The organism is Acinetobacter suaedae, from assembly GCF_008630915.1.
Classification (GTDB): domain Bacteria; phylum Pseudomonadota; class Gammaproteobacteria; order Pseudomonadales; family Moraxellaceae; genus Acinetobacter; species Acinetobacter suaedae.
The window spans coordinates 39,018-60,962 of sequence record NZ_CP043909.1 but is presented as its reverse complement, the minus strand read 5'-3'; the positions used below and the strand labels follow the sequence as shown (position 1 = coordinate 60,962).

General features: G+C 42.7%; 21 protein-coding genes. 12 read left to right on the top strand and 9 right to left on the bottom strand.

Features of this window, described 5'->3' with window-relative positions; translation table 11 throughout:
• Window positions 1-82: 82 nt before the first annotated feature.
• Entirely contained in the window at window positions 83-535 is a 453-nt protein-coding gene (locus tag F2A31_RS00270) for a YcgN family cysteine cluster protein (RefSeq protein WP_150024632.1), read from the bottom strand.
• 188 nt (window positions 536-723) lie between these two features.
• Between F2A31_RS00270 and F2A31_RS00265 the strand changes: the two genes are divergently transcribed.
• The 7 genes from F2A31_RS00265 (at window position 724) to ahr (ending at window position 5,528) form a co-directional block, all read left to right on the top strand.
• Entirely contained in the window at window positions 724-882 is a 159-nt protein-coding gene (locus tag F2A31_RS00265) for a DUF1328 domain-containing protein (protein WP_150024630.1), read from the top strand.
• 161 nt (window positions 883-1,043) lie between these two features.
• The gene (locus tag F2A31_RS00260; RefSeq protein WP_150024628.1) at window positions 1,044-1,781 is read left to right on the top strand and encodes a dienelactone hydrolase family protein; all 738 of its coding nucleotides are present in this window, start codon (window positions 1,044-1,046) and stop codon (window positions 1,779-1,781) included.
• A gap of 212 nt (window positions 1,782-1,993) precedes the next feature.
• The gene (gene mutY / locus F2A31_RS00255) at window positions 1,994-3,028 is read left to right on the top strand and encodes an A/G-specific adenine glycosylase (RefSeq protein WP_150024626.1); all 1,035 of its coding nucleotides are present in this window, start codon (window positions 1,994-1,996) and stop codon (window positions 3,026-3,028) included.
• 74 nt (window positions 3,029-3,102) lie between these two features.
• Entirely contained in the window at window positions 3,103-3,639 is a 537-nt protein-coding gene (locus tag F2A31_RS00250) for a M23 family metallopeptidase (protein WP_150024625.1), read from the top strand.
• 9 nt (window positions 3,640-3,648) lie between these two features.
• On the top strand, window positions 3,649-3,894 hold the full coding sequence (locus tag F2A31_RS00245) for a hypothetical protein (RefSeq protein WP_150024623.1): 246 nt from the start codon (window positions 3,649-3,651) through the stop codon (window positions 3,892-3,894).
• A 27-nt stretch (window positions 3,895-3,921) separates the two neighbouring features.
• Window positions 3,922-4,476: a DNA-3-methyladenine glycosylase I gene (locus F2A31_RS00240; protein WP_008942087.1), complete on the top strand. Its 555-nt coding sequence runs from the start codon at window positions 3,922-3,924 to the stop codon at window positions 4,474-4,476.
• Window positions 4,477-4,502: 26 nt separating this feature from the next.
• Window positions 4,503-5,528, top strand: coding sequence for an NADPH-dependent aldehyde reductase Ahr (gene ahr, locus F2A31_RS00235; RefSeq protein ID WP_150024621.1), 1,026 nt, complete (start codon window positions 4,503-4,505; stop codon window positions 5,526-5,528).
• Here ahr and F2A31_RS00230 read toward each other — a convergent pair.
• On the bottom strand, window positions 5,525-6,952 hold the full coding sequence (locus tag F2A31_RS00230; protein WP_150024619.1) for an aminotransferase-like domain-containing protein: 1,428 nt from the start codon (window positions 6,950-6,952) through the stop codon (window positions 5,525-5,527). The genes ahr and F2A31_RS00230 overlap by 4 nt on opposite strands.
• 89 nt (window positions 6,953-7,041) lie before the next feature.
• On the opposite strand from F2A31_RS00230, the gene F2A31_RS00225 reads away from it, so the two are divergent.
• Window positions 7,042-7,452 (top strand): hypothetical protein, encoded by a 411-nt coding sequence (locus F2A31_RS00225; protein ID WP_150024617.1) that lies wholly within the window; start codon window positions 7,042-7,044, stop codon window positions 7,450-7,452.
• On the opposite strand, the gene F2A31_RS00220 is transcribed toward F2A31_RS00225, so the two are convergent.
• A complete protein-coding gene (locus F2A31_RS00220; protein ID WP_150024615.1) occupies window positions 7,400-8,302 on the bottom strand; it encodes a LysR family transcriptional regulator in 903 nt (300 codons plus the stop codon). The two genes, F2A31_RS00225 and F2A31_RS00220, sit on opposite strands and share 53 nt — an antisense overlap.
• 129 nt (window positions 8,303-8,431) lie before the next feature.
• On the opposite strand from F2A31_RS00220, the gene dkgB reads away from it, so the two are divergent.
• Both dkgB and F2A31_RS00210 read left to right on the top strand, forming a co-directional pair.
• On the top strand, window positions 8,432-9,238 hold the full coding sequence (gene dkgB / locus F2A31_RS00215) for a 2,5-didehydrogluconate reductase DkgB (RefSeq protein ID WP_150024613.1): 807 nt from the start codon (window positions 8,432-8,434) through the stop codon (window positions 9,236-9,238).
• Between the two features lies 1 nt (window position 9,239).
• The gene (locus F2A31_RS00210) at window positions 9,240-10,427 is read left to right on the top strand and encodes an MFS transporter (RefSeq protein ID WP_150024611.1); all 1,188 of its coding nucleotides are present in this window, start codon (window positions 9,240-9,242) and stop codon (window positions 10,425-10,427) included.
• Between the two features lie 40 nt (window positions 10,428-10,467).
• On the opposite strand, the gene F2A31_RS00205 is transcribed toward F2A31_RS00210, so the two are convergent.
• The 6 genes from F2A31_RS00205 to F2A31_RS00180 form a co-directional block, all read right to left on the bottom strand.
• On the bottom strand, window positions 10,468-11,115 hold the full coding sequence (locus F2A31_RS00205) for an START domain-containing protein (protein ID WP_150024609.1): 648 nt from the start codon (window positions 11,113-11,115) through the stop codon (window positions 10,468-10,470).
• Window positions 11,116-11,202: 87 nt separating this feature from the next.
• Window positions 11,203-12,024 (bottom strand): 4-hydroxy-tetrahydrodipicolinate reductase, encoded by an 822-nt coding sequence (gene dapB, locus F2A31_RS00200; protein ID WP_017396296.1) that lies wholly within the window; start codon window positions 12,022-12,024, stop codon window positions 11,203-11,205.
• 113 nt (window positions 12,025-12,137) lie between these two features.
• Window positions 12,138-13,250 (bottom strand): molecular chaperone DnaJ, encoded by a 1,113-nt coding sequence (gene dnaJ, locus F2A31_RS00195; protein ID WP_150024607.1) that lies wholly within the window; start codon window positions 13,248-13,250, stop codon window positions 12,138-12,140.
• Window positions 13,251-13,397: 147 nt separating this feature from the next.
• Window positions 13,398-13,775: a hypothetical protein gene (locus F2A31_RS00190; RefSeq protein ID WP_150027588.1), complete on the bottom strand. Its 378-nt coding sequence runs from the start codon at window positions 13,773-13,775 to the stop codon at window positions 13,398-13,400.
• 132 nt (window positions 13,776-13,907) lie between these two features.
• The gene (locus F2A31_RS00185; protein ID WP_150024605.1) at window positions 13,908-17,036 is read right to left on the bottom strand and encodes an efflux RND transporter permease subunit; all 3,129 of its coding nucleotides are present in this window, start codon (window positions 17,034-17,036) and stop codon (window positions 13,908-13,910) included.
• A 2-nt stretch (window positions 17,037-17,038) separates the two neighbouring features.
• On the bottom strand, window positions 17,039-18,139 hold the full coding sequence (locus F2A31_RS00180; RefSeq protein ID WP_150024604.1) for an efflux RND transporter periplasmic adaptor subunit: 1,101 nt from the start codon (window positions 18,137-18,139) through the stop codon (window positions 17,039-17,041).
• A gap of 162 nt (window positions 18,140-18,301) precedes the next feature.
• On the opposite strand from F2A31_RS00180, the gene F2A31_RS00175 reads away from it, so the two are divergent.
• Complete coding sequence (locus F2A31_RS00175) at window positions 18,302-18,925, top strand: TetR/AcrR family transcriptional regulator (RefSeq protein ID WP_017394733.1); 624 nt, start codon at window positions 18,302-18,304, stop codon at window positions 18,923-18,925.
• Window positions 18,926-19,009: 84 nt separating this feature from the next.
• Window positions 19,010-21,691 (top strand): phosphoenolpyruvate carboxylase, encoded by a 2,682-nt coding sequence (gene ppc / locus F2A31_RS00170; RefSeq protein WP_100833015.1) that lies wholly within the window; start codon window positions 19,010-19,012, stop codon window positions 21,689-21,691.
• Window positions 21,692-21,945 lie beyond the last annotated feature (254 nt).

Genomic DNA, 21,945 nt, shown 5'->3' with positions numbered 1-21,945 from the left:
AGTACGAGGATTTATTTAAAAAACTGCTATAAAAGTGTTGTTTTTTTATACCTGCTTATTCAACTATAAATGATCAACGCCGCTAACGAACCCAGCGCACAATATATTCTTCGATTTGTTCTTCATCGACTTCAGTTTCTGAAATACAGCGACCTGCAACTGATTTTTTCGCATTGATCACACTTTTGCGCGAACCTGTCATCAAATAATGCCATGACGGTAAGTTTTTACCCTCACTCAAACGACGATAGGCACAACTTGATGGCAACCATGAAATATTCTGTAATTGTTCCAAAGTGAGTTGGATACAATCAGGAACTTGTTGTTGCCGATTAACATAATCTGAACATTGAGCTGTTTTACAATCCAATAACTTACATGCCACCTTGGTGTATGCCACCTCAGCTGTGTCTTCATCTTCCAGCTTAATTAGGCAGCACAATCCACAGCCATCGCACAAAGCTTCCCATTCCGCTTGGTTCAGTTGATCAAGCGAATATTGTTTCCAAAAATTAGGACGCAGTTCTGTGGACATAATAGTGTTTTCGATTTAAAACGAGCAGTCTAGTATACCATTCTTGAGTCACATACTTTATTTAAACGACACATTTCATCTATTGAACAGAGTGTGATCGAACATTAGCACCACAGAAACACAATATATAGATTAAAAAACATACAATATTATAGATAGAGAAATAACTAAAAATAGGAGAATACAATATGTTCCGTTGGGCGATTATTTTTGCTGTAATTGCATTGATTGCAAGTTTATTAGGCTTTGGTGGTGTTGCTGGCCTTTCCAAAGACTTTGCTGTCATTTTGCTGATTATTGCAGCAATTCTAGCTATAGTCGGTTTTTTATCTCGCGGTAAAGTCTAAAATTATTCATCCTGTATCGAAAAGAAGAATCAGCAGATTCTTCTTTTTTATCGCTAAAAATCCAGTTACCAAGAGACTCATTTTTGTTGTTTTAAGATGCCATCAATTACAATATTTTATGTTTTAATCGGAAAGTTTTAAAAAAAGACTAGGACTTTAAAATGAGCTCTCAAATTATAACTCGTGAAATTGAATATACCGCTCCAGATGGTCAACGCTTAATTGGTTATTTCGCAGCGCCAACAATTGATCAACCTATTGCGGGTGTCATTGTTGCACCTGAATGGTGGGGTCGTAACGAATATACTGAACAACGCGCACGTGAGCTTGCAGAACATGGCTTTGCTGCCTTAGCAATCGATATGTATGGTGATAAAAAAGTCACCACTGCTGTACCGCAAGCCTCAGAATGGATGAATCAGACCTTTGAACAACCAGATACGATTGTCAATCGCGCAAAAGCGGGGTTAGCAACATTAGCAGCTCAACCCGAAGTCAATGCCGAAAAACTCGCTGCTATTGGCTTTTGCTATGGTGGTAAGGTTGTACTTGATTTAGCTCGCTCTGGTGCAGATATCAAAGCAGTTGCCACCTTCCATGCCGTATTAGCAACAAGTACACCAGCACAAAAAGATCAGATCAAAGCTGAAATTTTAGTTTTACACGGTGAGCTTGATAGCATGGTCACTTTAGATGACGTCGCGAGTTTCCGTCAAGAAATGCATGATGCTGAGGTCAGCCATGAAGTCATCATTTTCGAAGATGCTAAACATGGATTCAGCAATCCTCTAGCAGATGAACGTGCGAAGGCGAATAATGTTGACCTCGGTTATAACGCAGAAGCAGAACGCCAAGGCCTTGAAGCCATGTATGAGTTGTTAGATAAACATTTAAAGTGATTAAAAAAACTATCTCTAAAATCCATAAATATGGAATTAAACGAATATCTCGTTTGTTTAATTCCTAACAATTTCGACTAGTGCAAGGCGACAAGGATGTCGCCTTGCACTAGCAAATATGAATAAGGATTTAATAACAAATTTGTTTGTATGCAGCAACTCCTCTCTGCTTTTCCGCTATACTAGCCCTCTGCTTTTGATTGTTCTGATTCATGTCTGATTTTTCATTTTCTGATGCACTGCTCGCTTGGTACGACCAACATGGTCGTCATGATCTACCTTGGCAAATTGCGGATGATCCTTATAAAGTCTGGGTATCAGAAATCATGTTGCAGCAGACACAAGTCAAAACGGTATTGCAATATTTTGATCGTTTTATCGAACGCTTTCCTACCGTACAAGACTTAGGACAAGCCAGTTGGGATGACGTTGCACCTTATTGGGCAGGACTTGGGTATTACGCAAGAGCAAGAAACTTACATAAAGCAGCAGGTATCGTCAGTCAGCAAGGCAAATTCCCTGAAACATTAGAACAATGGATTGAACTTCCAGGGATTGGACGCTCCACAGCAGGCGCGCTGATGTCACTCGGTTTACGCCAATATGGCGTCATTATGGATGGCAATGTGAAACGTGTTTTAGCACGTTTCTTTGCGATTGAAGATGATCTATCTAAACCACAACATGAACGTGCTTTATGGCAAATTGCAGAGGATCTATGCCCTCAACAACGCAATCATGACTACACACAAGCCATCATGGATTTAGGTGCGACCGTTTGCACACCAAAAAAACCATTATGTTTATATTGTCCAATGCAACAACACTGTCTAGCCTATCAACAAGGATTAGAACAGGAGCTTCCATTTAAAAAGGCTAAAAAGCCTGTCCCGATTAAAACAGCCCATGTTTTGCTCATACAATCAGGCGATCAATGGCTATGGCAGCAAAGAGAAGCACAGGGTTTGTGGGGAGGACTATACTGCCTACCCATTATTGAGCAAGCAACCGAATTACAACAGATTGAGCAACACTTTAAACTACAAGCTCAAGTATCATCATTGCAGATTAGCCATAGCTTTACCCACTTTACATGGTTGCTAGATGGAAAAGTGTTCCACGTGGAACATGACCAAAAAGAACAACTCAGTATTGAGTTGAATGGACACTGGCTTAGCCCAGATCAAGCCACAGCCAAAGGGATCCCCACTGCAATGAAGAAAATGATCAAGGCAGCAGATGCCTAAATAAGATTAAGTCATTATGGGTGTTAGCGCTGTGTTTAGTCGTGCCAACTTTCTATAAAATGCAAGGAGCCAGTATGCATCATTCAATCCGCTATGCCCTTCTCGGTGTATTGACGATCTTACTCTCAGCATGTGCCAGCACACCTCAAAAACCAACACCACTACCAAATACCCAAGTCAACAAACTACAAAATATGCGCCTCGATAGCCGATTACCAATACCGGTCAAAGGTGTCAGTCGAAGTGAGTTGAGCGACACGTGGGGAGCTGCTCGTAGCCAAGGTCGTCGTCACGAAGGAATTGACATCATGGCAGCACGAGGAACGAAAGTGTATAGTGCAACTGACGGGCTCGTCGCAGACTTACGCAACAACAATCTGGGTGGAAAAGTGGTTTGGATTATGGGGCCATCAGGATCATGGCATTACTATGCACATCTAGATCGTCATAAACGTGGACTCAATGTCGGTGATTATGTTCGCAAAGGCGAGCACATTGGATATGTGGGAAATACAGGCAATGCACGCCATACAGCTCCACATCTACACTATGGTATTTATTTAAATGGCAAAGGGCGTGGCGCAGTCAATCCATTCCCTTATTTACGTTAGGAACACACAATGTCAGAAGCATTGATTGAACAACTGGTTGAATTTGCAGAGTCAGGGAATCAACAAAAAATCATTCTCAATGGAACCAGTTATCAAGGCTGGATCATGGAGATTACCGAAGATGCACTGCTAATCAGTACAGGTTTTGCAGATAAATCAGGTAAAGACTTTTGGCTAAAGTTTGATGATTTGGATAGTGCCGCACTGTATTATTGGGATAATCATAGTGATGAGTGGGTTGAATTCAAACTCTAAAATTCACAGTATTCAGGAGCAACACATATGACGATTCAACGCTGTGGTTGGTGCTCTAACGACCCTTTGTATATAGCTTACCATGATGAAGAATGGGGCAAGGCTGAACATGATGAAGCACGTCTATTTGAAATGCTCTGTCTCGAAGGCCAACAAGCTGGCTTATCATGGATTACTGTTCTAAAAAAACGTGAATGTTATCGTACCCATTTTTTTCAATATCCAGTTGCACACATCGCAGCACTCACCGATGATCAACTGGAAAATAAACTCAATGATTCAGGGTTAATCCGTCATATCGGTAAACTCAAAGCCATTCGAGACAATGCGATCGCATGGCAAAAACTCAAAGATGAAGTTCAAGATGTCTCGGCTTGGTTTTGGAACTTCGTCAATCATCAAGCACCAAACAACGATGTGATGCATTATCGTGAAGCACCTGCTCAAACAGAAATCAGTCAAATACTTTCCAAAACATTAAAAAAACGTGGTTTCAAATTTGTTGGGCCAACCACCTGCTATGCCTTCATGCAAGCGGTAGGTATGGTCAATGACCATGAAAACCATTGTCATTTTAAATAAAACGATCCCCTCAAAGGAGTCCTTTCATGAGCAATAATCAAATTCGCGCTTATGCAGCGATGCAAGCAGGTGAACAGCTGGTTCCTTACCAATTTGATGCAGGTGAATTACAAGCCCATCAGGTGGAAGTCAAAGTTGAATACTGTGGTTTATGTCATTCTGATCTATCAGTCATCAACAATGATTGGCGTTCTTCAACCTACCCTGTCATTGCTGGTCACGAAATCATTGGCACAATCACGGCGCTCGGCACGGAAGCAAAGGGGCTCAAACTGGGTCAACGTGTTGGTATCGGTTGGACAGCTGAAAGTTGCCAAGCATGTGATCCGTGTATTGGAGGCAATCAGGTGCTCTGTACAGGTAAAAACGTGGCAACCATCGTGGGTCATGCGGGGGGCTTTGCAGAAAAAGTACGGGCTGGTTGGCAATGGGTTATTCCTCTACCCGATGATTTAGCGCCTGAAAGTGCGGGTCCACTCCTTTGTGGTGGGATTACCGTGTTTGATCCATTACTTAAACATAAAATCCAAGCCACACATCATGTCGGTGTGATCGGTATTGGTGGCTTAGGTCATATCGCAATTAAACTGCTCAAAGCTTGGGGTTGTGAAATCACCGCGTTTAGTTCTAATCCAGAAAAAACGGAAGAACTTAAAGCGATGGGCGCAGATCATGTCGTGAATAGTCGTGATGCTCAAGCGATTAAAGCACAACGTGGTAAGTTTGATTTATTATTAAGTACGGTGAATGTCACACTGAATTGGCAAGCCTATTTGAGTACCCTTGCACCCCATGGCAGTCTCCATTTCTTAGGTCTTACTTTAGAGCCGGTTCCTGTTTCAGTTGGTGCGCTCATTGATGGTGCCAAATCTGTCACAGGCTCTCCAACAGGTTCTCCTTTGGCATTACGTCAGCTTTTAAAGTTTGCTGCACGTAAAAATATTGCACCACAAATTGAACTATATCCTATGTCACAACTTAATGAAGCCATTGAGCGACTTCATTCTGGTCAAGCTCGTTATCGAATTGTTCTCAAAGCTGACTTTGATTAGGCTGAAGGCGAGTCTAAGCTTTGTTTTACCCAATCCGCCAATTGCTGAATCGCTTGGCGGATTTCTTGTGTAAAAGCATGCCCCGCATTTAAACGGATAAAATGCCGATAGCGCTGATCTTCACCAAATACTTCACCTGGTACAATATTGATACCTTTAGCTTGTGCGAGATAATATAGATCAAGCCCTGTAATCATGTCAGGCAGCTGCATCCATAAAGCATAGCCTCCTTGTGATTGACTTAATGCAATCGGAATCCCCTGAAAAGTTTCTAAAATACACGCACGATACTGTTCCACCTGCTGCATGAGCTTGGGTCTTAATTGATCTAAATGTTCTCTATAACCACGACTATAGATAAAATCAGCCAAACCAAGCTGTAAAGGCGTATTCACACCAACGTTATTTGCCAATAATTGGGGGCGTAAGAATTCAAGTTGTTGCCCCAAACAGAACCAACCGACTCGATAAGCACTGGATAATGACTTTGAAACTGATGCACACCAGACCACATAGCCCTGTTGATCCCAATAACGAATCGGTAATGGGCGTTCCTTCTGGAAACTACACTCCGCATAAATATCATCTTCAATAATGAAACATTGATACTGCTGCGCCAGTTCAGCAATCCGTTGTTTCTGCTGGTTACTGAGACAATATCCTAACGGATTTTGATAGTTTGCCGTCAATAAACACAGTTTGGCACTGCCTTGCTGCATAAAATGCTCTAAGCGTTCTAGATCTACTCCCTGATGGTCCGCAGGGATTTCAATAATTTTACGTTTTAAACTGGCCAGCATTTGTAGCTGACCATTAAAGGTCGGGGTCGGAATCAGAATACTATCGCCCTCTTTACTCATTTGCTGAATCAGTAAAGAAATCGCAGGCAAACAGCCATTAGTAATAAAAATATCCTCTGCCGCAATATAAATCCCATCCTCACGCCAATGATCCGCAAGCGCCTGTCTCAACACGTGATGCCCTTGTTTATTGCAATACAAAAAATCTTCAGGCTGGCAATGCTTTAACGCCCGTTGCAAAGAACGGCGCAACCCGTCAACAGGAATGAGATGAGGTGAAAGTTGTATTGCCCCGAGTGGTGTCAAATGGCTTTGAATGGAGGCTGTTTGAATCTGATTTTGTAGATCCAAATTGGAAACTTGTCGTGGCATCGATTCAAACTGAGGACTGTCAGGCGCAGGACTTTGATACTGTCTAGAGCTGACAAAATAACCTGACTTGGCTTTGACATAAATCAGCCCTTTTGCTTCCAACAACTCATAGCATTGTTGTGCCGTACTCAAACTGATCTCTTGCTGACGTGCAAACTCACGTAAAGAGCTGAGCTTCTGCTGTGGTTGCAGCTCATGGTGATAAATCTTATGTGCCAACTGTTCGGCGAGACGCTGATATTGAAAAGTCATTCTGTACTGCTTTTTTATAAATTTCTGTATCTGTATTGGTTTATACAACACTATTAAGCTATAAAAATCAACTACAGGAGGATAAGGCAATGAAAAATAAACTCTTATTTATAGTATGTAGCGTCCTATTTACTGGCTGCCAATTTACCGACCAGACCGTTTATCAACAGCAACAGGTCTGTAAAAGACTTGCTGAGGGATACTTAACCACTCAAAACCAACAGATGTATGAGTTTTGGAAACTTGAACAAATCTCAACACAGGAACAGCAACATACACTGAAGTTGATCTATAAAAAGCCCAATGAGAATGGACTGATTTTATCAGGCCTGCTTTTGCCAACTGTTGAACTTGAATGTACTTTAGAACAGCAACAGATTATGGTGTCGGTCATTCAGGCAGCAGGTAAACAAGTCCGTGTTTTAGAAGTTCAACTACCCGATGCAACTAACGACATACCGAGAAACCTTGTTCAAGTTGCTCAGTCAAAAATTCGATAAATAGGCGGACTCGTTTGGGTAAATGTTCTTGTTGATAATAAACCGCATGGATGCGTTGATAAGAATGTTCGATTTGATCTTCAAACAAAGCCACCAAACGACCCTCTTCTAAATCTTTCCAGATTTCAAACTCAGATAATCGGGCGATGCCTAAACCACGTAAACATAATTGTCGTACTGTTTCTCCACTCGACGCTTTAATACACGATTGCGCCACAAAGTATTCACCATCGATTTTTATCGGCCATTTATTGATATAAAGTGGACGAGTAAAACTAATCACATCATGCATCGCCAGTTGTTGCGGATGTTGTGGCGTACCACGCTGAGCAAGGTATGCAGGGCTAGCAACGATATATAAACGGCTTTGACACACCAATTTGGCATGCAAACTTGAATCATGCAACTCACCGAAACGAAACGCGACATCGGTTTTATGTTCAAGTAAATCAATCACCTGATCATTACTATTTAACTCAATCTCGATATTTGGGTAGCGTTGATGAAATAACTGCATTAACGGTGCAATCACATGCAAGATAAAGGGTACGGCTGAGTCTACTCGAATGATGCCAGACGTATCCTGATCAGATCGAAGTAAGGCTTCTTCGGCTGCGTTGAGATCATTGAGAATTTTACGCGCGTGATTTAAAAACTGTTGGCCTTCCTGCGTTAATTTTAATTTCCGCGTCGTACGCTCGAGTAAAGTAACATCTAATTTTGATTCTAAACGGCTGAGCGAACGACTGAGTCCGGATGCAGTTTGTCCTAACCGCTCTGCTGCAGCAACAAAAGAACCTGTATCGACAATGGTAATAAAAGCCAGTAGTTCTTCAATACTTGATTTCATAGCGGATCATTATTGATATTGAGTCAACTATATTTTGCAAATTCATCTATTTTTTAGCAACAATAATCGTCGCACAATCACATCATCAACAAAATAGGCTCTATCGAGCACAACAAGATGAGGTGAAGCATGCATATCCCACAGTTTGGTTTAGGTACTTTCCGTCTTAAAGATCAAGTGGTGATTGATTCTGTTAAAACGGCGTTGGAAGTCGGTTATCGTGCAATTGATACAGCACAAATTTATGAGAATGAAGCTGCAGTCGGACAAGCGATTGCCGAAAGTGGTGTTGCACGCCAAGATTTATTTTTAACCACAAAAATTTGGGTTGATCACTTTGCAGAAGATAAATTGATCCCAAGCTTAAAAGACAGCTTACAGAAACTTCGCACTGATGCGGTTGACCTTACCTTGATTCACTGGCCCGCACCACAATTGGGTGTATCCATTCCAGCAGTGATGCAGTTGCTATTAGAAGCAAAACAACAAGGTTTGACCCAGCAAATAGGGATCTCGAACTTTAATATTGCCTTAACCCAGCAAGCGATTGACACCATTGGTGCCGAACACATCGCGACCAATCAAATTGAATTAAGTCCTTATCTACAAAATCTGAAGCTTGCGAATTATCTAACTCAGCAAGATATTGATGTGACTTCTTACATGACGCTTGCCTATGGCAAAGTCCTGAATGATCCAACCTTGCTTGAAATCGCAACACAACATCAAGCAACCACCGCACAAATTGCGTTAGCTTGGGCTTTACAGCAGGGTTATGCCGTGATCCCTTCTTCAACCAAACGTGAAAATTTAATCAGTAACTTAAAAGCACAAGATCTAACGCTGAGTTCTGAAGAAATGCAATTGATTGCTCAGCTTGAACGTAATGGTCGTGAAGTCAATCCTGAACAATGGGCACCTGAATGGGATCAATAATATGAACCGTCACGTTCATTTTACTTTACTCGCGCTAGCGATTGGTGCATTTGCAATAGGTACAACCGAATTCTCCCCTATGGGACTATTGCCTAATATTGCCAACGATCTAGGGGTATCCATCCCCAGTGCAGGTCTACTCATCACAGGTTATGCATTAGGTGTCATGATAGGCGCTCCAATCATGACACTCTGGTTTGGTGGCTATGCGCGCCGCAATGCACTCATTCTGTTGATGGCGATTTTTACCATTGGAAATCTTATAGCAGCCTTTGCACCCAGCTATATGAGTTTAATGGGGGCGCGGTTGATTACCAGCTTGAACCACGGTGCATTTTTTGGAATTGGATCAGTGGTTGCCGCAAGTGTCGTTCCTGCAAATAAACAAGCCAGTGCGGTTGCAAGCATGTTTATGGGGCTGACCATTGCAAATATCGGCGGTGTACCACTTGCCACATGGGTAGGACAAAATATTGGTTGGCGCATGTCATTTCTTGCGATTTCAGCACTCGGTCTGATTACCATGCTGGCACTATGGAAAGCCTTACCTGTCGGTTCCGTGGGGCAAAAGCCCAATATAAAAATGGAACTGAAAGTCCTCACTCGCTTACCTGTGATTTTAGCATTACTCACCACTGTATTCGGGGCTTCAGCAATGTTCACCCTCTACACTTACATTGCCCCGAGCTTGGTCGAATTTACCCATGCGTCACCGAGCTTTATCACGATGATGTTGGTCTTGATTGGAATTGGCTTCTCTCTTGGCAATCATTTCGGAGGAAAGTTTGCAGATGTATCGATGAATAAAACGCTGATCGGATTCTTAGGATTGCTGATTGGCTTAATGGTAATTTTCCCAATCTTGGCTCAAACACAGTTAGGGGCAGCGATAGGTTTGGTACTTTGGGGGGCAGCAGCTTTTGCCATCGTACCACCACTGCAAATGCGTGTGATGTCTGTTGCACGAGAGGCTTCTGGACTCGCTTCTTCAGTCAATATCGGCGCATTTAACTTGGGCAACGCCATCGGTGCAGCAGCAGGAGGTGCAGTCTTAAGTTTGGGTTTAAATTATGCCGCAGTTTCAATGATTGGAGCATTACTGGCTGCGATTGGATTAGTTCTAGTTTTCATCCAAATAAAGTTAACCACTAAACCCAATACGCAATATCAACAGTGTTCTCAAACTTAAATAAACAAAAGCCTGATTCTTACATCAGGCTTTTGCGTATTTATTTTAGTGAATCAGGCAAAGCTGGTTGCTTATATAAAGGATTTTGTACTTCTCTTTTCATCTTCATCAACATCTGATAAGGCTGCTGTTGAACAAACATATTCACAAAACTTAATGGAATTGCGCCTGCTGGATCAGCATAGCCACGGGTTGAAACTCTCACTTTGTTGTCAGCCACTTTCTGAAAAGTCCAATCCCCTTCATAACGACTCAAACGAATAATATCGGGTTGCTCTGGATAGTCATGCTTAATTGCCTGATTTTTGATACTAATACTACCATCCGCATTCTTATTCATTTTTCCTTTAATCACCACATCACGATCTTTTAGCGGAAATGGAAAATCCAAAACCATATATAAGATGAACTCACCTTTTTGATCATCTCGTGATAACAATTGCGCTTTGCCTACATAAGGTACCCATTGCGGGGTGCGTTCGACATCTAGTACCACTGCCACGGCACGCTCTAAGGGCACATTAAAGGTCGTTTCTGCCTTATATTGAATAATCGGATTGTTTTCTGTTTGATAGGTCCAAACCTTAATATCATTACGGTGCAGGCTAAGTTTAGGTGCTGTTGCAGCACTGGCAACTAAACTCGCTGTACTGAGTAACGCAGCAAGAACGATATGTTTTTTTTTCATGTCATGCTCAATTCTTTTAATCATTATCAGAGCTTGTATATCCTCTAGATCGATAATACAAGCTCTTTTATCATGCAAAATTAGGGCTTATACCTCAATTTCGTTAAAACCCAAAACATCCTTCATATCATATTTCTGAGCTTTACGTCCTACTACCCATGCTGCGGCACGTACAGCACCAGAAGCAAAGTTCATACGATTCGTGGCTTTGTGTGTCACTTCAACACGCTCACCTTCACCAATAAACATCACCGTATGCTCGCCTACGATATCACCACCACGAATGGTTTCAAAGCCAATCGTTTGACGGTCACGTGGTCCTGTATAACCTTCACGTCCATAAACTGCAACTTCTTTTAAGTTACGGCCTAAAGTATCTGCGATTGCCTCACCCATCATAAAGGCTGTCCCTGATGGTGCATCTACTTTGTGACGATGGTGCGCTTCAATGATTTCGATATCAACCGTATCACCGAATACCTTTGCAGCCAACTCAAGTAATTTAATTGATACATTTACACCAACTGAATAATTTGCAGCATATACGACTGGGGTATGTGTTGCAGTTTCATCTAAAAATGCCTTTTGCTCATCCGACATGCCTGTGGTCCCAATCACCATCGCCACACCGGCTTCACGACAAAGCTTTAAATGCTGTTCAGTCGCAACAGGTGCGGTAAAGTCAATCACCACATCACAATCCTTCAGCACTTCACTCAAACTTCCCACAACTTTGACACCGATGTTGCCTATACCAGCAAGTTCGCCCGCATCAGCACCAACCAAGCTGCTTTCAGGACGCTCTACTGCTGCGGCAAGTTGATAGCCAGCCTGTTGTACTGCTTGAATCAGAATACGCCCCATGCGTCCGCCTGCACCCAAGATCCCAATGCGTGGAGAAGTTGACATAATATTTCCCAGTCTTTTATTTAAACAATCCTGCTACTATAGCAAAACTCTCACATTCCGCTAAAAAATTCCCATAAAAAAACCTGCCGAAGCAGGTTTTTTGTTGATGCCGATTAATCAAATAGGCGATCAAAGAATGATTTTTTCTTTGGCGACGATGCATGACCATCTCCATCCAAAGATGCTTGTAATTCTTTTAATAACTCACGCTGACGACTGGTTAAATTCACAGGCGTTTCAACGACGATACGACATAGTAAATCCCCAACCATGCTACTACGTACAGGACGAACACCTTTGCCACGTAAGCGGAACAGTTTACCGGTTTGCGTACCTTCAGGAATCTTCAAGCTGACACGCCCTTCAAGCGTTGGAATTTCAATTTCTTTACCTAAAGCAGCATCGGCAATACTAACAGGCACATCCATATAAAGATCTGCACCATCACGCTGGAAGATTTCGTGTTCACGCACGACCACTTCTACATATAAATCACCAGACTGACCATCACGAATCGCCTCACCTTTACCCGTTAAGCGTACGCGATCACCATTATCCACACCCGCTGGAATGGTGACTTCAAGTGTTTGTTGACGATCTGCTACCCCTGAACCATGACAGGTGTTACAAGGGTTCTTAATGATTTTGCCTTGTCCACGACAAGTACTACAGGTTTGCTGAACAGAGAAGAAACCCTGTTGCATGCGGATTTGACCCGTACCATGACAAGTACGACAGGTTTCAACGTCATTTGGATTTTTCGAACCTTTACCATCACAGGTTTCGCATGGTGCAGGTGCCGTAAAGGTAATGGTCTTTTTGACCCCTTTTACTGCTTCTTCTAGCGTCAATTCCATCACATAGCGGAGATCTGAACCACGACGCTGGCGTTGCTGTTGACGGCCACCACCACCGAAAGCACCACCGAAAATATCACCAAACTGGCTAAAAATATCCTCTGCACTAAAACCGCCGCCGAAGCCACCGCCTCCAAAACCACCTTCAAAAGCACTGTGTCCAGCACGGTCATACATACTGCGCTTTTCACTATCCGAAAGCACTTCATAGGCTTCCGATGCTTCCTTGAATTTTTCTTCTGCTTCAGCGTTGTCAGGATTACGGTCTGGATGATACTTCATCGCCAACTTACGATAGGCTTTCTTGATCTCATCATCACTTGCGGTTTTCGAAACGCCTAAAACCTCATAATAATCACGTTTAGCCATGGTTGGCGATGCTCCTCACGGAATTTATTTAAATCTAAAAAACAGAAAATAGGCTCTGCTGGCATTTTATTTATAAAAGCCAACAGAGCCTTAATAAGGACGATCTTATCTATTTACAAGGGTAATTCCGATAAAAAAACAATAAATTTAGAAAACAGCTTTGTTTTTAAAATATTTAGCGATGCCTTTTAGCCATGCATTAAGTAAAAATAACCATGCAATCGCACTAAACACGACCCCAGCAACCGTCAAGGCGGTTACCCAAAGCGCACTATCCCACGCAAAGAAGAACAATGGAATAAACCACAGAGCAGCAAAAAAAGCCATTATGATAAATAACAGCACATTACGCATAATCCAGAGTGCGTGCGCATGAATCCACACCTCAGCATCATCCACAATAGCAACTTTTCGCGCTAATACATAGGCGAAAGCCGCAAATACAATTGTAAATAATGCAAGAAACATGAACACGTAAGAAATCGCCACGTAACGGCGATGCTGCTCAACCTTATCTTGCCCCATGCTCGATATCACCTCATTCATCACATTGTGCTCATTCAGCTATATGATGAGATTCCATTATTTTTTGATATTAAAATATAGGTGCTACTATATTGAAATTTTCAATATTTCGCACCTCTATTCTCAAAAAAATTATGTGCTAGATGCTACTTTCTTAACCTTAAACCATGTTGCATACAGCGCAGGAAGGAAAAATAAGGTTAATAAGGTTGCAACGATCAATCCTCCCATAATTGCAACAGCCATCGGCCCGAAGAAAATACTACGGGAAAGCGGAATCATCGCTAACACTGCAGCAAGTGCGGTCAACACAATCGGACGAAAACGTCGCATGGTTGCATCAATTACTGCATCCCAAGCTGCTTGTCCTGCTCGGATATCTTGTTCAATCTGATCAATCAGAATCAAAGAATTACGCATAATCATACCGGACAGTGCAATTGTTCCTAGCATAGCCACAAAACCAAATGGTTTATTGAACAATAACAAGAATGCCACGACTCCAATTAAACCCAGAGGTGCTGTCAGCAATACAATCGTTGCACGAGACATACTACGAAGTTGGATCATTAACAACGTCATCACTACGACTAAGAATAGTGGCATGCCTGCATTGACGGAGCTCTGACCTCGTGCCGACTCTTCAACCGTTCCGCCCACATCAAGTAAATAACCACTTGGAAGATCCTCACGCAAAGTTTGCATCTGATCCGCCAATTGTTGAACTACGGTGGCTGGTTGAAGTTGTGTGCGGATGTCAGCTCTCACCGTAATGGTAGGTAAACGGTTACGATGCCAAATCAATCCCTCTTCAAAACGTGACTCAATTTGTGCAATTTGTGCCAATGGTACCGTTGTTCCCTTACTGGTCGGTACAGCTAAACTGGCTAAAGAGGCAACTTCAGCACGTTCCGTCTCATCACCACGTAACCGAATTTCAATCAATTCACGTTTCTCACGATACTGATTCATGACAGCCCCAGTCACCGAAGCATTGAGGAAGTTTGCCAAATCGACACTACTCACCCCCATCTGACGCGCACGATCCTGATCAATTTCGATTGCAATAATCTTACTCGGCTCTCCCCAATCCAGATGCACATTAGTGGTGTTTGGATCTTGGCTCATCACTTGTGCAACTTTCTGCGCCCACTGACGTACTGTTGCTAAATCCTCACCCGAAACTCGATATTGCAATGGATAACCCACAGGTGGGCCATTTTCTAACAGAGAAACACGCGTCCGCACTTGTGGCAGCAATTGCTTAATCTGCTGCTCTAAGGAACGACGAATTTCATCTCGATCATCCAAAGATGAAGCCAAAACGACAAATTGCGCAAAGCTCGCCTGCGGGAGTTGTTGATCTAAAGGCAAATAGAAACGAGGTGAGCCTGTTCCCACATAAGCCACATAATTATCAATTCCCTCTTGCTTGGCCAAGAACTGCTCTACTTTTTGTACAGCTTGCTCAGTCGCAGTCAGAGATGCACCTTCTTCAAGTTTTAAATCCACTAAAATTTCAGCGCGGTTAGAGGGTGGAAAAAATTGCTGTGGCACAAACTTAAACATCATCACTGAAAGTACGAATATGCCAACCGTCGTCGCAATGACCGTCTTGCGATAGGTAATACAGATTTCTACAGCCCTACGGAAAGACTGATAAAACTTGGTCTGATAAGGATCATGATGCGTACCATGTGCCTGAACGACTGGTGCTGGCTGCTTACGTAACCGAGCCCACAAACGTAGATACCATGCTGCCTTCTGCTGTTGCTTGCTAAAATCAGGTAATAGTTTTTCACCTAAGTACGGTACAAACAACACTGCTGCAATCCAAGATACTACCAAGGCTATCGTCACCACTTGGAAAATCGAACGGGTATATTCACCTGTTCCCGATTGTGCAGTTGCAATCGGTAAAAAGCCTGCTGCGGTAATCAAAGTCCCCGTTAGCATCGGAAAGGCTGTGGTTTGCCATGCAAAGCCCGCTGCTTTGAGTCTGCTGTAGCCCTGCTCCATCTTAATCGCCATCATTTCAACGGCGATAATGGCATCATCGACCAACAAGCCGAGTGCGAGAATCAGCGCGCCTAGCGAGATCTTATGCAACCCCACATCAAATAGGCTCATGCCGGCAAATGTCATTGCCAACACCAACGGAATTGACAATGCCACCACCAATCCAGTACGGAAACCCAAAGAGAAAAAGCTCACCAATAACACGATGATTACCGCTTCGGCCAATACTTTTAAAAACTCTTGAATACTGCGTTTTACGGCAATCGGTTGATCAGAAACTTTTTGCAGTTTCATCCCGAGGGGTAAACTTTTTTGCAGACGGGTAAACTCAGTTTCAAGGTTTTTCCCCAAAGCAATAATGTCTCCACCTTTACGCATGGAAACAGCAATACCAATCCCATTTTCACCCATAAATCGCATACGTGGCTGAGCAGGCTCACTAAAACCACGATACACCTCTGCGACATCACCGAGTTGGATGGTTTTGTCCCCGACCAACAACGGCATTTTTCTTAGTTCATCCACACTATGTAGATGTCCACTGACGCGAATCTGAATACGATCTGTACCTGTTTCAAAGAAACCCGCACTGGCCATGTCATTTTGCTTTTGTATCGCTTCTTGTATCGCAGTAACCGGCACACCGAGTTGCACTGCCTTGGTATTTGACAGCTCAATCCAAATCTTTTGGTCTTGCAAACCGACTAAGTTAACTTTGCTCACATCTTTGACGCGTTGCAGTTGTAACTGCAAACGATCAGCGTATTCTTTCATTACCGCATAATCAAAATCCTGACCTGTCAGAACGTAGATATTGCCGAAAGTATCACCAAACTCATCATTGAAAAATGGTCCTTGTACGCCATTTGGCAACTCAGCACGAATATCATTGATCTTTTTACGGACGTTGTACCAGACATCAGGAATCTGATTCGCAGGCAAAGAGTCTTTTGCCACAAAGGTAACCAATGACTCCCCAGGACGTGAATACGCCATAATGCGGTCATATTGCCCTGTCGTCATCAGTTCTTTTTCGATTCGATCTGTGACCAGCGTCGAAACTTCTTTTGCAGTTGCTCCAGGCCAGAAGGTTTGCACCACCATCACTTTAAATGTGAATGGAGGATCTTCACTTTGAGAGAGTTTCGAATAAGACATTATGCCAATAATGCCTAGTACCAACATAAAGTAGAGCACAATTCCTTTATTGTTGAGTGCCCATTCTGAAAGGTTAAATTTCATGTTTAACCTCCCGCTTTAAAACGAACTTCGCGATTTTCACGGTCAATTGGATGGATTTTTTGTTGATCTCGTAACAAATGTACCCCCCCAACAACAACCCAATCTGTTGCCTTTAAACCAGAAACAACGGGCACACTATCGCGTGCATAAGCACCTAAAGTCACAGGAACTTTACGTAATGTTTTATCCGTATTGACCACCCATACATAGGCCTGTTGATCCGTCGCAGTAACACTCGATAAAGGCACACTCAATACATCATTTTCATTCGATACAAAGAATACGCGAGCACTTTGACCCAACTGGATACTGGACTGACCTTCGAGTAAGGAAACTTTAACAGTGAAAGTACGGGATTGATCTGCTGCTGGTGATACTTCACGAACCTTTGCAGCAAAACGAGCATCGGGTTGTGACCATAAAGTTACCCATGCAGGTTGTCCAACTTTGATTGCACTTACTGCTTGTTCAGGTACACCAAAAACGACCTCACGCTCGCCATCAATCGCCAACTGATATGCTGCTTGTCCCGCAGCCACCACTTGTCCAACCTCAATTTGACGCTGAGTAATCACCCCTTTCTTATTGGAGATTAGCTGGTTATAACCGGTTTGATTTGCAGAAACTTGGTAGTTAGAGCGTGCTTGCTGCAGATTTGCTTGAGCGGATTCATATTGATTTTTCACGGCATCAAACTGTGAACGGCTCACCGCATTGACAGGTAACAATTGCTGATATCGTTGGTATTCTTCCGTAGCAATTTTGGCTGCCGCCTCAGCACTTTGTAATTGTGCCTTCGCTGCATTCATTTGCAATTGAGCATCTTTTACATCAAGTTTAGCCAAGACTTGCCCAACATTGACTCGATCACCCACCTCAACATACCGCTCCGTCACCTGTCCCCCGACACGAAACGCCAAAGCAGTTTGCTGTCTTGCTTGTACATCACCAGCATAACTTTTTTGATCTGTGTGATTACGACTCGGTTGCGTCACCATGACATAAGGAATTTCCTCGGTTTTAGGAAGCTCTTTTTGGCATGCTGATAAAGTGACACTGCTGAGTACGAGCAACCCCACAATGACATGATTTAGCAAATTCATCTTTTTTCGCTCTTATTCAAATAAATTTTTTAAGGCACAATAAGTCTGTTGACAGTTACCATCATAAATTGTTTAATTTTTAATTAATATACCCATAAGTACATTAATTAAAAATTAAATCTAGGTTTATGATTTTTGGTTAAATTTAAAGAGAAAGATAACGTGCAAAATCAAAGTGGTCGTCCCAAAGATTTAGAGAAAAGAGCCAAAATCTTACAGGCTGCAAAAGCTATTTTCTTAAAAATGGGTTATGACGCTGCCAATATGAATCAAATTGCCAAAGAAGCAGGTGTGACTAAACTGACGGTGTATAACCACTTCCAAGATAAAGCCAATTTGTTTATTTGTGCGATTGAGGAAACCTGTGAAGAATCAATTTGTGCAAAAGAATTTGTACTCACAGCAGAAACCAATTTTGAACAAGCGCTTTATCTAATGTGTCATCGTGCTCTCAGTATTATTTATTTACCTGAAGCGATTAAGTTAGACCGCGTCCTATTTGAATTAGCTGCCGAAAATAGTCCATTAACGAAACAATTTTTTGATGCATCACACACGCGTATGAGCCATGTGTGGTGTGATTTTTTTGAGCAAGCGATTAGGCTGCAATTTATTCAGGCAGATGATCCACTCAAGCAGACATCACTCATCATATCGTTGATGCTAGGGGTACGTCACCACAGCGTTTTACTCGGGCTAGATACGGTTCCTTCAGCCGATGAATTAGATCAGGTGATCCAACAAGCAATCGAGATATTTTTGCTTAAATATCAAACTAAAAGTTAGAGAATTTTCACATTTTTTTACGTTCTGCTCTTGGATTGTTGCTCAATCACGCTATAGTCAAATGAGAACATCAGGAGAAATAGAATGATTCAGCAAATCACTGCTCCATTACGTGAAGATGTCCGCTTATTGGGCAATCTACTCGGTGAGACCCTAAAACAACATGCAGGGCAAGATTTGTTTAATCAAATCGAACAAATTCGCGCATTAGCCAAAGGCGCTCGTGACGGTCAAATCGAAGCAGAAAAGCAATTAGAACAACTTTTCCTTGGTTTAAAAGATGAAGAAATCTTGCCACTGACGCGTGCATTCTCACATTTTTTAAACTTCGCGAATATTGCCGAGCAGTACCATGTGGTACGCAATCGTCGTCAGGCTGAGTTTGACGAGCAAGTCCCCAACCCTAACCCTCTCGCCCCACTATTCGAAAAGTTCAAAACACAACAAATCTCGGCACAACAACTATTCCAACAAATTTGTGACCTGAATATTGAATTGGTATTGACCGCTCATCCAACGGAGATTAGCCGTCGCACCTTGATTCAAAAATATGATGATATTACCGATTGTCTTTCTCGACTGGATCAACAAAAGTTAACACCAAGAGAGCGTCAGCAAGCCATCGCAGTACTCAAGCAGCTTATCAGTTCTGCTTGGCAAACGGATGAGATTCGACAACACCGTCCAACCCCAGTAGATGAGGCCAAATGGGGCTTTGCAACCATCGAGCAATCATTATGGAATGCAGTGCCTAAATTTATCCGCGAACTGAATGAACTCACCCAGCAACATTGTCAAAAGGTGCTACCACTCGACATCGCCCCAATCCGTTTTGCATCTTGGATGGGGGGAGATCGTGATGGTAATCCAAATGTCACGCATCAAGTGACTCAAGAGGTGCTGTGGTTATCACGCTGGCAAGCGGCTGATTTATATCTCCGTGATATCGAAAATTTACGCTGGGAACTCTCCATCCAAAGTTGCTCGCAAGAATTAACAGATGCGTTGGGTTATGCTCATCCTGAGCCTTATCGAGAATATTTGCGTGATACCCGTGAACGTTTAAAAGCCACCCGAACTTGGTTAGGGCAGCGTCTTCAGGGCATTGAAGCGGATGACAGCAATATTATTCGAACCAAGGATGAACTGTTAGCGCCCTTATTGCTTTGCTACCGCTCACTGATGGACCGTAATCTCGCCGAGATTGCCAATGGGCAATTGCTGGATTTTATTTACCGTGTGAACTGCTTTGGTATTGAGCTGCTAAAACTCGATATTCGCCAAGAATCAGGACGTCATCGCCAAGCTGTTTCAGCCATTACTGAATATTTAGGCTTAGGTAATTTTGAGTCATGGACAGAACAGGCACGACAAAACTTCTTGATTCAAGAACTTCAAAGTAAGCGTCCATTACTTCCAAAGTTTTTTAATGAGCCTGAAGGCAGCCTCATTCAGCATCCTGATGTACTGGAAGTGTTTGCCACCATGCGTACCTTAGCTGAACAACCAGCAGAGAGCTTAGGTGCCTATATTATCTCCATGGCAGAATATCCAAGCGATGTATTGGCGGTTTTATTACTACAAAAAGAAGCCGGCATTCAACATCCGCTTCGTGTAGTGCCTTTATTTGAAACTTTAAAAGATCTCGATGGCGCAGCCAAAACCATGGATACCTTGTTCAATATGCATTGGTACAAACAGCATATTCAAGCTAAACATGAAGTCATGATTGGCTATTCGGATTCTGCTAAAGATGCAGGTTTTATGTCTGCCAACTGGGCACAATATCGTGCACAAGAAGAATTGACTGCAATTGCTAAAAAACATGGCGTACAACTGACCTTATTCCATGGTCGAGGCGGCTCGATCAGTCGTGGTGGTGCTCCAACCCAACAAGCTTTATTCTCTCAGCCACCGGGGTCTATCTCAGGGGCGATTCGGGTGACTGAACAAGGTGAAATGATTCGCTTTAAGTTTGGGTTAGAAGGAATTGCCTTGCAAAACTTAGAGATTTATACCGCTGCGACACTTGAAGCGACCTTACTCCCTCCTCCTGTACCAAAGCAAGAGTGGCGCGCTTTAATGAATCAAATGACGGATTTATCGGTTCAAGTCTATCGTCAGACCGTACGTGAAAATCCAAACTTTGTGCGTTATCTGCGGACGGTCACACCAGAGTTAGAGTTGCAAATGTTACCTCTCGGTTCTCGTCCAGCGAAACGTAAAGTCAGTGGTGGAATCGAATCACTTCGTGCAATTCCATGGGTATTCGCATGGACACAGATTCGCTTGATGCTTCCCGCTTGGCTCGGTACAGGCACGGCGATTAATCAAGTTCACGAACAACACAAGAAAACCTTGGATGAGATGCTTGAGCAGTGGCCTTATTTCCAAACGTTGATTGATATGTTGGAAATGGTGTTGTCTAAATCCGATGCTGATATTGCCTTGTATTATGAATCCCATCTCACACAGGATCAGGATCTCAAAGTATTGGGCGTAGAACTGCGCCAACGCTTGCAAAATGCAGTGGATACCTTATTAAGACTCAAAGGTGAATCAAAACTACTGAGCAACAATGAAGTATTGGATCAATCAATGCAGGTACGCAAGCCTTATTTACTCCCCTTGCATTTGCTACAAGCAGAATTGATGAAACGTCGTCGTGTTTATCTGGCTGAACATCAGACCGAACACAGCCCTGTTGATCATGCCTTGATGGTGAGCATCGCTGGGATTGCAGCGGGCTTACGCAACACAGGCTAAGCCCTTATACACAAGGTTGCCATCAACAGAAATCATCGCTGTTGATGGCAGCATTGGCAAAATGTTCCATTTCTATGAAAATTTTTAGAAAAAATTTAAAAAATTATTTTGAAAATAAGATAGTTAACTTTTCAAGCAATCTAAGCAAAATAAAGAATAAATCCGATAAGTTATTTTGAAACACATTTTACCAAAAGGTAAAAATATCAAAATTCAAAGCCCAATCGTCCCCACCTCTCCCAGATCAATAGGTT

Coding starts and splice junctions, on each gene's coding strand:
- F2A31_RS00210 (WP_150024611.1), top strand. CDS start 9,240: ATGAACCGTCACGTTCATTTTACTTTACTCGCGCTAGCGATTGGTGCA.
- ahr (WP_150024621.1), top strand. CDS start 4,503: ATGAGCAATAATCAAATTCGCGCTTATGCAGCGATGCAAGCAGGTGAA.
- ppc (WP_100833015.1), top strand. CDS start 19,010: ATGATTCAGCAAATCACTGCTCCATTACGTGAAGATGTCCGCTTATTG.
- F2A31_RS00225 (WP_150024617.1), top strand. CDS start 7,042: ATGAAAAATAAACTCTTATTTATAGTATGTAGCGTCCTATTTACTGGC.
- F2A31_RS00245 (WP_150024623.1), top strand. CDS start 3,649: ATGTCAGAAGCATTGATTGAACAACTGGTTGAATTTGCAGAGTCAGGG.
- F2A31_RS00250 (WP_150024625.1), top strand. CDS start 3,103: ATGCATCATTCAATCCGCTATGCCCTTCTCGGTGTATTGACGATCTTA.
- F2A31_RS00230 (WP_150024619.1), bottom strand. CDS start 6,952: ATGACTTTTCAATATCAGCGTCTCGCCGAACAGTTGGCACATAAGATT.
- F2A31_RS00185 (WP_150024605.1), bottom strand. CDS start 17,036: ATGAAATTTAACCTTTCAGAATGGGCACTCAACAATAAAGGAATTGTG.
- dnaJ (WP_150024607.1), bottom strand. CDS start 13,250: ATGGCTAAACGTGATTATTATGAGGTTTTAGGCGTTTCGAAAACCGCA.
- dkgB (WP_150024613.1), top strand. CDS start 8,432: ATGCATATCCCACAGTTTGGTTTAGGTACTTTCCGTCTTAAAGATCAA.
- F2A31_RS00180 (WP_150024604.1), bottom strand. CDS start 18,139: ATGAATTTGCTAAATCATGTCATTGTGGGGTTGCTCGTACTCAGCAGT.
- F2A31_RS00190 (WP_150027588.1), bottom strand. CDS start 13,775: ATGGGGCAAGATAAGGTTGAGCAGCATCGCCGTTACGTGGCGATTTCT.
- F2A31_RS00270 (WP_150024632.1), bottom strand. CDS start 535: ATGTCCACAGAACTGCGTCCTAATTTTTGGAAACAATATTCGCTTGAT.
- F2A31_RS00240 (WP_008942087.1), top strand. CDS start 3,922: ATGACGATTCAACGCTGTGGTTGGTGCTCTAACGACCCTTTGTATATA.
- F2A31_RS00220 (WP_150024615.1), bottom strand. CDS start 8,302: ATGAAATCAAGTATTGAAGAACTACTGGCTTTTATTACCATTGTCGAT.
- F2A31_RS00260 (WP_150024628.1), top strand. CDS start 1,044: ATGAGCTCTCAAATTATAACTCGTGAAATTGAATATACCGCTCCAGAT.
- mutY (WP_150024626.1), top strand. CDS start 1,994: ATGTCTGATTTTTCATTTTCTGATGCACTGCTCGCTTGGTACGACCAA.
- F2A31_RS00205 (WP_150024609.1), bottom strand. CDS start 11,115: ATGAAAAAAAAACATATCGTTCTTGCTGCGTTACTCAGTACAGCGAGT.
- dapB (WP_017396296.1), bottom strand. CDS start 12,024: ATGTCAACTTCTCCACGCATTGGGATCTTGGGTGCAGGCGGACGCATG.
- F2A31_RS00265 (WP_150024630.1), top strand. CDS start 724: ATGTTCCGTTGGGCGATTATTTTTGCTGTAATTGCATTGATTGCAAGT.